The organism is Phreatobacter sp. (assembly GCF_052440005.1).
Lineage (GTDB): Bacteria > Pseudomonadota > Alphaproteobacteria > Rhizobiales > Phreatobacteraceae > Phreatobacter.
On the sequence record NZ_JBQVQL010000024.1, the window covers coordinates 1 to 14,447 of the forward strand.

The window sequence follows — 14,447 nt, forward strand, 5'->3', positions numbered from 1 at the left end:
ACGGCGCGTCTGCGCAGGGCGGCGGCCGCTGACCTGCCCTTCGTGCTGGCGACGGAGGGTCTGCCTCACAACGCGCTGCGCATCAGCCAGTGGCCCCGCGAGCGCCACGAGGCCTGTCTCGCCGACCCCGACTACGCCTACTGGTTGGTGCTGGACGAGGCCGGCACGCCGCGCGGCTACGCCATTTTGCGCGGCCTGACGGACCGCAGCGGCAACATCGCCCTGCAGCGCATTTCGGTCGCGGCGCCGGGGCAGGGCACCGGTCGCGCCTTCCTCGCGGCCCTCATCGACCACGCCTTCATGGAGACGCCTTGCCACCGCTTCTGGCTCGACGTGTTCACCGACAATCCGGTCGCCCGCGCCCTCTACCGCAGCATGGGCATGACCGAGGAGGGCGTGATGCGCGAGAGCGTCGTCCGCGCCGACGGGAAGAGGGCGAGCCTCGCGGTCATGTCGATCCTGCGGCCGGAGTGGCAGACGGGGCGCGCCGGGCGCTAGCGCGCGGCGAAGAGGCAGAGCGCTCCGATGACGAGGAAGGCCGGCCAGGCGATGTGACGGGCGCGGCTGAGGGCGAGGATCGCCACCCCGTGGAGCAGGAAGGTCACGCCGATCCCGATGATGGCGATGCGGCCAGCTTCGCCCTGCGGGGCCTCGGCGAGCGCCGCCAGGACCACGGCCATCCCGGTCCAGGCGAGCGAGGTGATGTGCCAGGCGTGGCGGAGCACCTGCCGCAGGAACGCGCTTTTCAGAACGCCGACGCGCGGTTCGATCGCGAGGAGGGGACCGATCAGGCGCCTCTCGCCGATCCAGGAATGGACGATGCTGACCGCGACCGTGAGGAGGGCGGCGGAGAGGAGAGCGGTGCTGGTCATGGGACATATCCATACGGGTGCGTATGGATACGCTAGGACGCTCTCTTGCCGCGGTCAATACGCCAGCGTATGGAGAGGCCCATGAAGGACAGTCTCGATCGCTCGGCCTGGGTGGCCGCGGGCCTCACGACGCTTGCGGCCAAGGGGCTCGACGCGGTGCGCGTCGAGCGGCTCGCAGCCGACCTCAACGTCACCAAAGGCAGCTTCTATTGGCATTTCCGCGATCGCGCCGACCTGCTCGCGATGATGGTCGAGGCCTGGCGGACCTCGGCGACAACCGACATCATCAACCGGGTCGAGGCGCGGGCGCAGGAGCCGGCGGATCGGCTGAAGGCGCTCTTCTCCACGGTGCTGCGGGCCGACGGTCGCCTCGAAATGGCGATGCGCGACTGGGCGGCCCGGGACGCGGCTGTCGCAGCCGCCGTAGCGGAAGCGGACGATCGCCGCGTCGCCTATGTGGAGGCGCTGTTCGCCGGGGTGGGGGTCCCGGAGGCGGAGGCGGGCGCGCGGGCCCGCTTCGCCTACCAGGCGCTGATCGGCCACTTCCGCATGGGGGTCGGTGCGGCGGAAGAGCGGGCCCGCGAGGCGCTGGACCTCATCCTGCCGTTGATGAGCCGGCCCTGAGCCTCGTCACGCCGTGGCCGGGGCCATGATGGTCCTCAACGCACGGCCGCCGAACAGGCCTGCCGCGACGCCGGTGACGGCCGCGAAGGTGGCAACATAGGTGATGCCCGACACCGCGGCGGGGGCCATGGCCGCCATCGCGCCGTGCACGAACTTCGCGCTGAACAGCGTCATCATGCCCGCCAGCGTGAGGCTCTCGCCGGCAAGCCGTGCCCGGCCATCTCCCTTGGCGAGAACCCAGCGGCCCTGGAGACGATAACCCGTCGCCGCACCCGCGGCATAGGCGAGGCCATAGGCGGCGAGAGCGACGCCCGGATGGGGCATGGCCGCGAGAGTCGGCAGCGTCACGAGCCCGATGGCCGGCAGCAGGAAGACGACCGCCATCGGCAGGGAGCGTTCGCGGCGGGAGGTCAGCCCGACGAAGACGAGAAGGGCGAAGAGCGGCCAGACCCAGAGGGGCGTGCTGGTAAGGATCGACATGTCGTATCTCCATGAACAAGGGATGTGAAAGGAATTGACATGGTCATGTGGAAATGTAAATAGCATTCTCATAACGTCGGAGAGCCTCCATGACCCTCGCCCCGCTTCTTGCCGCTCCTTTCGCCATCCAGCTGCACGCCGTTGCGGCGCTGTCGCTCATTCCGCTGACAGCCGTCCAGTTCTGGCGGCCGAAGCGGGGCGACCTCCACCGCTGGCTCGGCTGGGCCTGGGTCGTGCTGATGACGGTGACGGCGGTCTCGTCCTTCTGGATCCATTCGATCCGCCTGATCGGCCCCTTCAGCCCGATCCACGCCCTGTCGCTCTTCACGCTGGCGAACCTCTATCTCGGCGTCCGGGCGCGGCGGCAGAACCGCATCACCGCGCACAAGGCGCACATGATCGGCATCGCGGCGGGATGGGCCGGGGCAGGGCTCTTCACGCTGCTTCCTGGCCGGCTGATGTTCCAGACCGTCTTCGGCGGCTGATGGCCCCCGTCAGGCCCTCAGTGCCGCCCTGACGCCGTCCATCACGAACTGCACCGCCAGCGCCGCGAGGATGATGCCGAGGAGACGCGAGACCACGGCGTTGCCAAGCGTGCCCAGCAGCGCGTTGACCGCGTCCGCCATGGTAAGGCAGGCCCAGGAGACCAGGATCACCACCGCAAGGACCGCGATCAGCGCCGCCAGCAAGGCCGGGCTTCCGGCCGCCTGTCCGGCGAGGAGCAGCGTCGCGGTGATGGCGCCCGGTCCCGCCAGCAGCGGGATCGCCATGGGAAAGGCGGCGACGTTGACGATGTGCTCCTTGTCGATGGCCTCCCGCGCCGTCTCGCCCTTGCGGCTCGCACGCAGCCCGAACACCATCTCGAAGGCGATCCAGAAGACCAGCAGCCCACCGGCGATGCGGAAGGCGGGGAGGGAGATGCCGAGCTGGCGCAGCAGCCAGTCCCCGAAGAAGGCGCAGGCGGAGAGGATGAGGAAGGCGATGAGGCAGGCGCGCCAGGCGACCTGCCGCCTCTGGGCCGGCGAGAAGCCCGGCGTCACCGCCAGAAAGATCGGCACGAGGGCGAAAGGCTCGACGATCACGAACATCGTGACGAGCGCGCTGGTGAGGAATTCGACGGTCATCGGCGCTCCGTTTCGCTGTTCGCGGACGGCGATTGTGGGCGTTTGTGTCCCGCGCCGTCCACAACCCTGAAACCACCTCCGGCAAGACGTTGAAATGCCGAGATAATTCAGCGCGGCGAATCCGCCTTTGGGGTTGGAGATCGGCGCCGGAATCGGCTAGAAGAACGCATCCCGCGGGCGTCTTCCGCCCGCCCCACCGGAACAGCTCTCTTGGCAGACGACGACGACAAGACGCCGGCGGGCGCCACGCCCTCCGACCCGACCGAAATTCGACCGATCTCAATCACCGACGAGATGCGGCGGTCCTATCTCGATTATGCGATGAGCGTCATCGTCAGCCGCGCCCTTCCGGACGCGCGCGACGGCCTGAAGCCCGTTCACCGGCGCATCCTCTATTCGATGCACGAGAACGGCTACGAGTGGAACAAGCCCTACCGCAAGTCGGCCCGCGTCGTCGGCGACGTCATCGGTAAATACCATCCGCACGGCGACCAGTCCGTCTATGACGCCCTCGTCCGCATGGCCCAGGACTTCTCGATGCGCGTCGAGCTCATCGACGGGCAGGGCAATTTCGGCTCGGTGGACGGCGATCCGCCGGCGGCCATGCGCTACACCGAGGTCCGCCTCGAGAAGATCGCCGACCAGCTCGTCTCCGACCTCGACAAGCAGACCGTCGACTTCCAGGACAACTACGACAATTCCGAGCGGGAGCCGAAGGTGCTCCCCGCCAAGTTCCCCAATCTTCTGGTCAATGGCGGCGGCGGCATCGCCGTCGGCATGGCGACCAACATCCCGCCGCACAATCTCGGCGAGGTCATCGACGCCTGCATCGCCACCATCGAGCGGCCGGATATCGAGATCGAGGAGCTGATGGACTACGTGCCGGGGCCGGACTTCCCGACCGCCGGCATCATCCTCGGCCGCACCGGCATCCGCCAGGCCTACCTGACCGGCCGCGGCTCGGTGGTCATGCGCGCCCGCACCTCCATGGAAACGGTGCGGCGCGAGCGCGAGGCGATCATCGTCACCGAGATCCCCTATCAGGTGAACAAGGCCCAGATGCTGGAGCGCCTGGCCGAGCTGGTGCGCGAGAAGCGCGTCGAGGGCATCGCCGAGTTCCGGGACGAGAGCGACCGCGAGGGCATGCGCATCGTCATCGAGCTGAAGCGCGACGCCGTGGCGGACGTGGTGCTCAACCAGCTCTTCCGCTTCACCGCCCTGCAGCAGAGCTTCGGCTGCAACTTCGTCGCCCTCAACGGCGGCCGTCCGGAGGTGATGAACCTCAAGGACCTGATCGTCACCTTCCTCGCCTTCCGCGAGGAGGTTGTCTCCCGGCGCACCAAGTTCCTGCTGGGCAAGGCGCGCGACCGCGCCCATGTCCTCTGCGGCCTCGCCATCGCCGTCGCCAACATCGACGAGATGATCCGCATCATCCGCACCTCCGCCGACCCCGCCACCGCCCGCGAGGCGCTGATGGGCCGCGACTGGGATGCGCACGACATCGCGCCGCTGATCCGGCTCGTCGACGATCCGCGCCACCCGCTGAACGAGGACGGCACCTACCGCCTCTCCGAGACCCAGGCCCGCGCCATCCTCGACCTGCCGCTGCGGCGCCTCACCGCCCTCGGCCGTGACGAGATCGGCGACGAGCTGAAGACCCTCTCCGAGGAGATCCTCGACTATCTCGACATCCTGCGCTCGCGCGTCCGCATCATGCAGATCATCACGGACGAGCTGAAGGCGGTGCGGAACGAGTTCGCCACGCCGCGCAAGACGGAGATCGTCGACGGCATCGGCGAGTTCGAGGACGAGGACCTCATCGCCCGCGAGGACATGGTCGTCACCGTGTCCCATGCCGGCTACGTCAAGCGCGTGCCGCTCTCGACCTACCGGGCGCAGCGCCGCGGCGGCAAGGGCCGCTCGGGCATGCAGACGAAGGACGAGGATTTCGTCACCCGTCTCTTCGTCGCCAACACCCACACGCCGATCCTGTTCTTCTCCTCCAAGGGGCAGGTCTACAAGATGAAGGTGTGGCGCCTGCCGCTCGCGGCGCCCCAGGCCCGCGGCAAGGCCTTCGTCAACATCCTGCCGCTTGACCAGGACGAGCGCATCACCACCATCCTGCCGCTGCCCGAGGACGAGACGACCTGGGGCGATCTCGACGCCATGTTCGCCACCACCCGCGGCACCGTCCGGCGCAACAAGCTCTCGGACTTCGTCCAGGTGAACCGCGGCGGCAAGATCGCCATGAAGCTCGACGAGGGCGAGGGCATCGTCGGCGTCGGCGTCTGCACTGAGGCCGACGACGTGCTGCTCACCACGGCGAAGGGCCAGTGCATCCGCTTCGCCGTTCCCGAGGTGCGCGTCTTCAAGGGCCGCGATTCCATGGGTGTGCGCGGCATCACGCTGGCCGAGGACGACCGCATCATCTCCATGGCCATCCTGCGCCATTTCGATGCGACGTCCGAGGAGCGCTCGGCCTATCTGAAGATGCGTCGCGCCATCGCCGGCGAGGCGGCGGCCGGCGAGGAGCAGGGCGAGGACGAGGAGGCCAACGGCTCGGGCGAACTCGCCTCCGAGCGCTATGCCGAGATGTCAGCGGCCGAGCAGGTCGTTCTCACCATCTCCGAGAACGGCTACGGCAAGCGCACCTCGTCCTTTGAGTACCGCATCACCGGCCGCGGCGGCAAAGGCATCGTCGCCATGGTGGTGAACGAGCGCAACGGCCGCCTCGTCGCCTCCTTCCCCGTGGAGGACCGCGACCAGATCATGCTGGTGACCGACGGCGGCCAGCTCATCCGCTGCCCGGTGGCAGGGATCCGCGTCGCCGGCCGCGGCACCCAGGGCGTGATCGTCTTCGACACCGACGAGACCGAGAAGGTCGTGTCGGTGGAGCACATCTCCGACGAGGGCGAGGAGGAGGGCGACCTTCCCGACGCCGAGGGCGGCGAGGCCAGCGAGGGCTGAGGCCCGGCCCTCTGACGCGCGACGATGTCAATCGCCCGGCCCCGTGCCGGGCGACTGCTTTTAGGGCCGGCTCTCAGTCCACCTGCGTCCTGAGGATCGCCAGGGCAAGCGCCTGGGCCCGCGGCACGATGCTGTCGATCTCCAGATACTCTTCCACCGTGTGGGCGTTTCCACCGACCGGCCCGACCCCGCAGATGGTCGGCGTGCCGACGCTCGCCGTGAAACCGGAATCGGCGCAGCCCCCGGAGAATTCTCCGTCGAGGGTGGCGAGGCCAGCGTCGCGCGCGGCGGCCTGATAGGCGGTGAAGATGGCCTTGGCCTCCGGTGTCTGCACCACGGGCAGGAACTCGCCCTTGATCTCCAGCTTGGCCGTCGTGCCGGGCACCGTCGGGGTGTCGATGATCCGCTGGATCGCGGCGAGGGTGGAGGCGCGGTCCGCCGGGTCGATGTAGCGCAGGTCGATCTGCCCCTCCGCATGGGGCGCCGTCGTGTTGACCGACTGGCCGCCCGACACGAGGCCGACGTTGAGGGTGATCCCCCTTGCGAGATCGGTGAGGGAGTGAACCTGAATAATCTTGTGAGCAATCTCGCCGATCGCACTGATGCCACTGGTGAAATTGCCTCCGGAATGAGCCGCTTTCCCGTAGACGTCGAAGCGCATGAAGACGCCGCCCTTGCGCCCCGTCGTCACGTTGCCCGATGGGCGCCCGGGCTCGGAATTGTAGACGGCGCGGGCGGCGCGGCCCTCGCGCTCGATGATCGGCCGCGACGAGGGCGAGGCAATCTCCTCGTCGGAGGTGATCAGCACGCGGATCGGACAGGGCATGCCGCCAAGCGCCTTGAAGGCGGCGGCGACGAACACGTTCATGACGAGGCCGGCCTTCATGTCGGCGACGCCCGGCCCATAGGCGCGGCCCCCCTCGACGCTGAATGGCCGCCTTGAGACTTCACCTTTGGGAAAAACCGTATCCCTATGTCCCATCAGCAGAACCGGCTTCTCATTTGAGCCGGGTTCGGTGACCAGCGCATGGATCGCGTCGCCATAGACGTCGTGGTGCTCCCGCCAGGCGGAGATGCCGTGCTCCTCGAAGAAGCGCTCGAAGCGCGCGCCCACGGCGTCCACGCCCGTCTTGTCGTATGAGCCGGAATCGATGTCGACCACCTCGCGCAGGAGATCGACCATGGCGTCCTTGCGGGCGGCGAGCCAGTCGGTGATGCGGGTTTCGGTGGCTGTGGTCATGGGATCCTCGGACTGTGCGGCGGTGCCGGTCTGCCATTCTTCCCGCGTGCCGCGACGCGAGGCAACCATCGCCGCGGGGACCCGGCCCCCCGCTCGCTTGCGCCCGCCTCCCGGCTTCGCTAAGCCTCCCATCGTCCTGTCGCGGCGGAGGCCCATGACGAAACGCATCGCCCTCTACACGGGTTCGTTCGATCCGGTCACCAATGGCCACCTCGACGTCATCCGCCATGCCTGCCGCCTCGCCGACGAGCTGGTGGTGGGTGTCGGAGTTCACCCCGGCAAGGCGCCGATGTTCTCCGCCGACGAGCGCCTCGCCCTGCTCGATGCCGTCTGCGCGCCGATTGCCGCCGCCGAGGACTGCGCCTTCCGCACCATCACCTTCGACGACCTCGCGGTCTGGGCGGCGCAGCGGGTTGGCGCCACCCTCTTCATCCGCGGCCTGCGCGACGGCACCGACCTCGACTACGAGATGCAGATGGCCGGGATGAACGCCGCCATGGCGCCGGGCGTCCAGACGATCTTTCTGCCGGCCTCGCCCACGGTTCGCCCCATCACCGCCACGCTCGTCCGTCAGATCGCGCTGATGGGAGGCGACGTGACTTCCTTCGTGCCTCCCGCCGTGGCCGAGGCGCTCGCCGCCAAGGTTCAGCGCCGCGCCTGACCGCGCACCCCCGTTCCAACCGGAGACGTCCCGTGAAGCGCCGCACCTTCCTCGCCAGTTCGCTGGCCCTCGCCGCCGCAGGCCCTGCCGCCGCCCAGGCGATCCGCCTGCCCGCCGGCGCCGACCCGGAGAACACGCTCGTCATCGAGCTGAAGGACGGGCCGGTCATCATCCGCCTGCGCCCCGACCTCGCGCCGAAGCACGTCGAGCGGATCAAGACCCTCGCCCGCCAGGGCTTCTACGACGGCATCGTGTTCCACCGGGTCATCGAGGGCTTCATGGCCCAGACCGGCGATCCCCAGGGCACCGGCATGGGGGGCTCGAGCCTGCCCAACGTGCCCGCCGAATTCTCCCGCGAGCCCTTCGTGCGCGGCACCCTCGGCATGGCCCGTTCGCAGAGCCCGAACTCGGCCAATTCGCAGTTCTTCATCATGTTCGCCGAGGGCTCGTTCCTCAACGGCCAGTACACCGTCTTCGGCAACGTCGTCTCCGGCATGGAGGCCGTGGACAAGATCAAGCGCGGCAATCCCGCCGCCAACGGCACCGTGACCCAGCCGGACCGCATGGTCCGCGTCCGCGTCGCCGCCGACATCCGCTGACTTTTCCGCATTCACCGAACACAGGAGGCCTGGATGGCCCTGGATCCCGAAAACACCATGATCCTCGAGACGACCAAGGGACGCGTCGTCATCGCCATGCGCCCGGACCTGGCGCCCGGCCACGTCGACCACATCAAGAAGCTCGTGCGCGAGGGCTTCTATGACGGCATCGTCTTCCACCGCGTCATCGACGGCTTCATGGCCCAGACCGGCTGTCCGCACGGCACCGGCACCGGCGGCTCGAAGTATCCGGACCTGAAGGCCGAGTTCAACGCCGAGCCCCACGTGCGCGGCATCACCTCCATGGCCCGCGCCCAGAACCCGAACTCGGCGAACTCGCAGTTCTTCATCTGCTTCGACGACGCCCGCTTCCTCGACAAGCAGTACACCGTCTGGGGCAAGGTCGTGGACGGCATGGACAATGTCGACGGCATCAAGCGCGGCGAGCCGGTGCGTGATCCCGACAAGATCGTCGTCGCCAAGATCGCCGCCGACGACACCGCGACCTACGGCGAGGTCGTCGCCAAGCTCTGATCCCCCGTGCTAGGGGACGCGGCGCCCGGAGCGATCCGGGCGCCGTTTTCGTTTCCGCCGGAGCCGCCCGCCGCCATGCGCGTCGACCTCTTCGACTTCGACCTGCCGGCTGAGCGCATCGCGCTCCGGCCTGCGAGCCCGCGCGACGCGGCGCGGCTGATGGTCGTCGCTCCCGGAGGGGCGATCGATGACCGGATCGTCCGCGACCTCCCGGACATCCTCAGGCCCGGCGATGCCCTCGTGTTCAACGACACGCGCGTCATCCCGGCCCAGCTCGAGGGCCTGCGCGAGCGGGCGGGGCAGGTGGCCTCGATCTCCGCCACCCTCCACCGGCGCCTCGCGGACAACCGCTGGCTCGCCTTCGTCAAGGGCGCGAAGAAGTTGCAGGCGGGCGACCTCGTCCGCTTCGGCGAGACGCCCGAGGCCTGCCTTCTCTCCGGCGTCCACGCCACCGTCGTCTCCAAGGACGACGACGGCGTCGTGCTGGAGTTCGAATTTGCCGGCGCCTATCTCGACGAGGCCATCGCCCGCGTCGGCCACATCCCGCTTCCGCCCTACATCGCCTCGAAGCGGCCGGAGGACGCGCAGGACCGCGCCGACTACCAGACCGTCTATGCCCGCGACGAGGGCTCCGTCGCTGCCCCCACCGCCGGGCTCCACTTCACGCCCGATCTGCTCGACCGCCTGAGGACGGCCGGTGTCGGATTGCACTTCCTCACCCTCCACGTCGGCGCCGGCACCTTCTTGCCCGTGAAGAGCGACGACACGGCCGACCACCGCATGCATCCCGAATACGGGCTGGTGACGGCCGAGACCGCCGCAGCGCTCAACGGCGTCCGCGCGCGCGGCGGCCGCATCGTCGCCGTCGGCACGACCTCGCTGAGACTGCTCGAAAGCGCCGCGGCCGATGACGGCACCATCCGGCCCTTCGCAGCCGAGACCTCCATCTTCATCACGCCAGGCTACCGCTTCCGCGCCGTCGACGTGCTGATGACCAATTTCCACCTGCCGCGCTCGACGCTCTTCATGCTCGTCTCCGCCTTCTGCGGGCTCGACACCATGAGGGCGGCCTATGCGCGCGCCATCGCCACCGGCTACCGGTTCTATTCCTACGGCGACGGCTCGCTTCTCTTCCGCGAGGATGCGCGATGACCGGCTTCTCCTTCGCCATCGCCGGCCGCGACGGCGCCGCGCGCACGGGCGTCGTTACCACGCCGCGGGGGCCGATCCGCACGCCGGCCTTCATGCCGGTCGGCACCCAGGCGACCGTCAAGGGCATGTACATGGATCAGGTGAAGGCGCTCGGCGCCGACGTGATCCTCGGCAACACCTATCACCTCATGCTCCGCCCGGGCGCCGAGCGGATCGCCAAACTCGGCGGCCTGCACCGCTTCGGCGGCTGGACCGGCCCCATCCTCACCGATTCCGGTGGCTTCCAGGTCATGTCGCTGGCGAAGCTCCGCAAGCTCACCGAACAGGGCGTGACCTTTGCGAGCCATGTCGACGGCTCGCGCTTCGAACTGACGCCCGAGCGCTCGGTCGAGATCCAGGGCCTGCTCGGCGCCGACATCCAGATGCAGCTCGACGAATGCGTGGCGCTGCCCAACGAGCGCGCCGCCATCGACAAGGCCATGCAGCTGTCGCTGCGCTGGGCCGAGCGCTCGAAGCGCACTTTCGAGGCCCAGCCGGCTGGCAGGGCGCTGTTCGGCATCGTCCAGGGCGGCGACCAGCCGGACCTGCGCATCGCCAGCGCCCGTGCCCTCGCCGCCATGGACTTTCCCGGCTACTCCATCGGCGGCCTCGCGGTCGGCGAGCCGCAGGAGGTCATGCTGGCCATGATCGAGGCGGTGATGCCGCACCTGCCGGACGAGAAGCCGCACTACCTGATGGGCGTCGGCACGCCCGACGACCTGCTAGCCGCCGTCGCCCGCGGCGTCGACATGTTCGACTGCGTCATGCCGACCCGCAACGGCCGCCATGGCCAGGCCTTCACCCGGTACGGAAAGGTCAACTTCCGCAACGCCCGCCATGCCGAGGACCCGCGGCCCCTCGACGAAACCTCGTCCTGCCCGGCGGCACGCGACTATTCCAGGGCCTACCTGCATCACCTCGTGCGCACCGAGGAGATGCTCGGCTCCATGCTGATCACCTGGATCAACCTCGCCTATTACCAGGAGCTGATGGCCGGTGCCCGCGCCGCCATCGCCGCCGGGGCCTACGCCGACTACATGGCGGACGTCCGCGAGGGCTGGGCGAGGGGCGACATCGCTCCCTGGCAGGGTTGAAGCCCCGAGAGCTTCTAGGCCTCGTGGACAAAGGTCTGCTGCGAACCTACGCGCAGGGTGACGAAGCCATCGATCGCGGCGATTGACAGTGGAGCCATCTGATGGATGGCTGGCGCCTTGCATAAGGATTGCCGATGACCTTTGAGATCTGGACCGCCTTCGTAGCCGCGTCGACCGCATTGGTGCTGATACCGGGGCCGACCGTGCTGTTGGTCGTGTCCTACGCGCTTGGTCAGGGCTGGCGGGCGGCCTTGCCGATGGCTGTGGGAGTCGCGCTGGGCGATTTCACCGCGATGTCTCTGTCGGTGCTGGGGATCGGCGCATTGCTCATGGCGTCCGCAACCCTGTTCACAGTGGTGAAGTGGGTGGGCGCTGCGTACCTCGTCTATCTCGGCATCCAGCTGTTCCGCGCCGGCGGCACCTTGAGCGCTGAGCCGAAAACCGATGCGTCAAGCGCTCTGCGCATGGGAGCGCATGCTTGGCTTGTCACCAGCCTCAATCCGAAGGGCATTTTGTTCTTCGTGGCCTTCTTCCCCCAGTTCATCGATCAGCATCTCGCCTTCTGGCCGCAGGTTCTCATCCTGCAAGCCACCTTCCTCGCCATCGCCTTCGCGAATGCGCTCGCCTACGCCTTCTTTGCCAGCCGCGCCCGTGGGCTTGTCCGCAACCAGCGCGTGATCGGCGCGATCAATAAGGCTGGCGGCTCGATGCTGATCGGCGCAGGCGTGGCATCAGTCGCGATCCGCTCGGGCAACTGACAGCGTCGGCGTCTGATTGACAAACCGAGGCGCTTGGCCGATCGCGCGGCGGCTTCACCTCTAAGCTTCACGCCCGCTGCGACGCCAAAGGACGTCCGCTGGGCTTCGTCTTGACGGGCGGGGAAGCGCACGACGTAAAGGGGTCTGCGCCGCTGCTGCGCATGATCGCCGACAGGATCCAGGCGCTCTTGGCCACTAAGGACTACGTCGCGGACGCCATCCGTAAGGAATTGGCTCAGGCCGGCATTCCCGATCGAACGCCTGTTCAACAAGCTCAAGAACTGGCGGCGCACCGCCACACGCTACGACAAGACCGCGCAGTCCTATCTGGGCTTCGTCGCGATCGCCGCAGTCAAGCTGTGGCTGCCCTTTGGCCACGAGGCCTAGGTGATCGTGAAATCCGACGGCTTCCACGGCATCTTCGGATAGCGCGGGTCCATCGTCTCCAGCGTGTCGCGGACGATGGCCGCTACGATGGCGTTTCGCGCCCACTTCCGATCCGCCGGCACGATGTGCCAGGGCGCGTGCTCGGTCGAGCAGCGGGCGAGGGCGGTCTCGTAGGCCTTCTTGAAGGCGCCCCACAGCTTGCGGTCATCGAGGTCGCCGGCGTTGAACTTCCAGTTCTTCTCCGGCTCGTCCAGCCGCTCCTGCAGCCTCTCGGCCTGCTCGGCCTTGGAGATGTGCAGCATGAACTTCAGCACCACCGTGCCGTTGTCGGTCAGGAGCCGCTCAAAGTCGTTGATCGCCCGGTAGCGCGCCTCGATCGCCTCCTTCGGCGCGAGGTTGCGCACCCTGCCGACCAGCACGTCCTCGTAATGGGAGCGGTTGAAGATGCCGATCGTGCCGCGGCGCGGGGCGGCCATGTGCACCCGCCACAGGAAGTCGTGGGCGAGTTCCTCCTCGCTCGGCCGCTTGAACGCCGTCACCGTGACGCCGAGCGGTCCGGTGGCGTTGAAGACGCCGCGGATCGTGCCGTCCTTGCCGGAGGTGTCCGTGCCCTGGAGAATGACGAGCAGGGCCCGCTTGCCTTCGGCGTAGAGCCGGTCCTGCAGCCGGTCGATCGCCTCGGCATCCTCCACCAGGCGGGCGCGGACCTTGTCCTCGTCCCCGAGGAAATCCACCTCGCGCGGATCGATGTCGTCCAGGTCGACCGCGCTGCCGGGGGCGACGAGGAGATGGGAGAGGTGCTTCGGGCAGGAATGCGACATGGGTCACCAGCCGGGGAGGGGGCTGCATTGTTCCCGCGTCCCGGCGCCCGGTGCAAGCACGGCCCTGCATCCACCAGGCGGGGGCGCGGTGTTCCCGTCAGGCGACGCGCCTTCGCGCCGCCTGAGGAGACCCGATCATGCTGAAGACAATGATGACGGCCGTGGCCGCGACGCTGCTGGCCGTCGGCGGCACCGGCGCTGCCGAGGACTATGCCTCCTGGCCGCTTCTGCGCGACCCTTTCCCCAGCACCGGGGGCGGCGGCATCATGATCGGCGGCTACGACCCCGTGGTCGCCGACGGCAAGTGCACCACGGCCTTTACCGCCACGACACCGGACGGCACGATCTATCGCAACCGGGTGGAGTTCGACGCGGTCCCCGCCGCAGGCGGCATCCTCTGCACCAACGGCCGCTGGCGGGCGGACGAGGGCGGCGCCACCGGCACCACGCCGTTCCGCGTCTTCATCAAGGACGGCGTGCGCCGCATGGCGCCGGAATGAGCCTCTAGGCTCGCTCCGTGCGGATCCGTCGTCGGCGCCGCTGGATCGGCGTGATGACGGCGCGTCCGCCGAGCCATCCGACCATGAACCCGATGGCGGTCATCACCAGCCCCTCCGAGGTGACGGGCACCGCCGGCTCGAAGTTCTGGACTGCGCGGCGGGCGATCTCCGGCTCGTAGGTGCGCGCGAAGGTGGCGAGCCGCCAGAAGGGCCCGGCGCTCTCGTAGGACTGCAGCTGCTGCTCGAGCCGCGCCGCGCGCGCCGCATCCGCCCGGATCTGCTCGCCGCGCTGGCGTACGAAGCCGTCGGGATTCCCGAGCAGCCTCTCGAGGCCCGTGTCCCGGTTCATCTGCATCCGCGCGGCGTCTGCGTCGAACTCGCGAATGATGCGGTTGAGTTCGTCCACAGCGCCGCCGAGGCGCTGGCGATACTGCTGGGCAAATTCCGGCACCTGCGAGGCGACGACGCCGAGGGCCAGCGCAAGGAAGAAGACGATTCGGCGGAGGATCATGCGCAAGTCTCGGTTGGCACCGGGCCGTATGGAAAGGGCAGGGCGCACGGACAGGCCGGCGCCGGTCCTGACGAGTGAACAATT

17 protein-coding genes and 1 pseudogene are annotated in these 14,447 nt (G+C 68.5%); 12 read left to right on the top strand and 6 right to left on the bottom strand.

The genetic code is table 11. The features are described from left to right. Nucleotides 1-498 (top strand): GNAT family N-acetyltransferase (locus ACT6XY_RS08175; RefSeq protein ID WP_444747842.1); only part of this gene is annotated, 498 nt, incomplete at its 5' end. On the opposite strand, the gene ACT6XY_RS08180 is transcribed toward ACT6XY_RS08175, so the two are convergent. Further along, complete coding sequence (locus ACT6XY_RS08180; RefSeq protein WP_444747843.1) at nucleotides 495-872, bottom strand: hypothetical protein; 378 nt, start codon at nucleotides 870-872, stop codon at nucleotides 495-497. The genes ACT6XY_RS08175 and ACT6XY_RS08180 overlap by 4 nt on opposite strands. A gap of 81 nt (nucleotides 873-953) precedes the next feature. Here ACT6XY_RS08180 and ACT6XY_RS08185 point away from each other — a divergent pair, with 81 nt between their 5' ends. Beyond that, nucleotides 954-1,496 carry a TetR/AcrR family transcriptional regulator gene (locus tag ACT6XY_RS08185; RefSeq protein WP_444747844.1) on the top strand — a complete coding sequence of 181 codons (543 nt, stop codon included), beginning with the start codon at nucleotides 954-956 and terminating at the stop codon, nucleotides 1,494-1,496. A 6-nt stretch (nucleotides 1,497-1,502) separates the two neighbouring features. Here the strand turns inward: ACT6XY_RS08185 and ACT6XY_RS08190 are convergent, their stop codons facing one another. Further along, entirely contained in the window at nucleotides 1,503-1,976 is a 474-nt protein-coding gene (locus ACT6XY_RS08190; RefSeq protein WP_444747845.1) for a hypothetical protein, read from the bottom strand. An 89-nt stretch (nucleotides 1,977-2,065) separates the two neighbouring features. Here ACT6XY_RS08190 and ACT6XY_RS08195 point away from each other — a divergent pair, with 89 nt between their 5' ends. Next, nucleotides 2,066-2,461, top strand: coding sequence for a DUF2306 domain-containing protein (locus tag ACT6XY_RS08195; RefSeq protein WP_444747846.1), 396 nt, complete (start codon nucleotides 2,066-2,068; stop codon nucleotides 2,459-2,461). A gap of 9 nt (nucleotides 2,462-2,470) precedes the next feature. Here the strand turns inward: ACT6XY_RS08195 and ACT6XY_RS08200 are convergent, their stop codons facing one another. Then, nucleotides 2,471-3,100, bottom strand: a complete 630-nt coding sequence (locus ACT6XY_RS08200; RefSeq protein WP_444747847.1) for a MarC family protein — start codon at nucleotides 3,098-3,100, stop codon at nucleotides 2,471-2,473. Between the two features lie 210 nt (nucleotides 3,101-3,310). Here ACT6XY_RS08200 and gyrA point away from each other — a divergent pair, with 210 nt between their 5' ends. Beyond that, the gene (gene gyrA, locus ACT6XY_RS08205; RefSeq protein WP_444747848.1) at nucleotides 3,311-6,067 is read left to right on the top strand and encodes a DNA gyrase subunit A; all 2,757 of its coding nucleotides are present in this window, start codon (nucleotides 3,311-3,313) and stop codon (nucleotides 6,065-6,067) included. Nucleotides 6,068-6,140: 73 nt separating this feature from the next. On the opposite strand, the gene ACT6XY_RS08210 is transcribed toward gyrA, so the two are convergent. Then, a complete protein-coding gene (locus ACT6XY_RS08210; protein WP_444747849.1) occupies nucleotides 6,141-7,307 on the bottom strand; it encodes a M20 family metallopeptidase in 1,167 nt (388 codons plus the stop codon). Between the two features lie 154 nt (nucleotides 7,308-7,461). On the opposite strand from ACT6XY_RS08210, the gene coaD reads away from it, so the two are divergent. The 7 genes and pseudogenes from coaD to ACT6XY_RS08245 form a co-directional block, all read left to right on the top strand. Further along, a complete protein-coding gene (coaD, locus tag ACT6XY_RS08215) occupies nucleotides 7,462-7,968 on the top strand; it encodes a pantetheine-phosphate adenylyltransferase (RefSeq protein WP_444747850.1) in 507 nt (168 codons plus the stop codon). A gap of 32 nt (nucleotides 7,969-8,000) precedes the next feature. Further along, entirely contained in the window at nucleotides 8,001-8,567 is a 567-nt protein-coding gene (locus tag ACT6XY_RS08220; protein WP_444747851.1) for a peptidylprolyl isomerase, read from the top strand. A gap of 33 nt (nucleotides 8,568-8,600) precedes the next feature. Next, entirely contained in the window at nucleotides 8,601-9,101 is a 501-nt protein-coding gene (locus ACT6XY_RS08225) for a peptidylprolyl isomerase (RefSeq protein WP_444747852.1), read from the top strand. 75 nt (nucleotides 9,102-9,176) lie between these two features. Further along, complete coding sequence (gene queA / locus ACT6XY_RS08230) at nucleotides 9,177-10,253, top strand: tRNA preQ1(34) S-adenosylmethionine ribosyltransferase-isomerase QueA (RefSeq protein WP_444747853.1); 1,077 nt, start codon at nucleotides 9,177-9,179, stop codon at nucleotides 10,251-10,253. Next, nucleotides 10,250-11,386 (top strand): tRNA guanosine(34) transglycosylase Tgt, encoded by a 1,137-nt coding sequence (tgt, locus tag ACT6XY_RS08235; RefSeq protein WP_444747854.1) that lies wholly within the window; start codon nucleotides 10,250-10,252, stop codon nucleotides 11,384-11,386. The genes queA and tgt overlap by 4 nt, the downstream gene beginning before the upstream one ends. A gap of 134 nt (nucleotides 11,387-11,520) precedes the next feature. Further along, nucleotides 11,521-12,144 (top strand): LysE family translocator, encoded by a 624-nt coding sequence (locus ACT6XY_RS08240; RefSeq protein WP_444747855.1) that lies wholly within the window; start codon nucleotides 11,521-11,523, stop codon nucleotides 12,142-12,144. Nucleotides 12,145-12,242: 98 nt separating this feature from the next. Further along, nucleotides 12,243-12,371, top strand: a pseudogene (locus ACT6XY_RS08245) (hypothetical protein); the annotation flags it as partial. 156 nt (nucleotides 12,372-12,527) lie between these two features. Here the strand turns inward: ACT6XY_RS08245 and ACT6XY_RS08250 are convergent. After that, nucleotides 12,528-13,352, bottom strand: coding sequence for a polyphosphate kinase 2 family protein (locus ACT6XY_RS08250; protein WP_444747856.1), 825 nt, complete (start codon nucleotides 13,350-13,352; stop codon nucleotides 12,528-12,530). Nucleotides 13,353-13,489: 137 nt separating this feature from the next. Between ACT6XY_RS08250 and ACT6XY_RS08255 the strand changes: the two genes are divergently transcribed. Then, nucleotides 13,490-13,852: a hypothetical protein gene (locus ACT6XY_RS08255; RefSeq protein WP_444747857.1), complete on the top strand. Its 363-nt coding sequence runs from the start codon at nucleotides 13,490-13,492 to the stop codon at nucleotides 13,850-13,852. A gap of 4 nt (nucleotides 13,853-13,856) precedes the next feature. Here the strand turns inward: ACT6XY_RS08255 and ACT6XY_RS08260 are convergent, their stop codons facing one another. Next, entirely contained in the window at nucleotides 13,857-14,363 is a 507-nt protein-coding gene (locus ACT6XY_RS08260) for a DUF2937 family protein (protein ID WP_444747858.1), read from the bottom strand. Nucleotides 14,364-14,447: the final 84 nt, after the last annotated feature.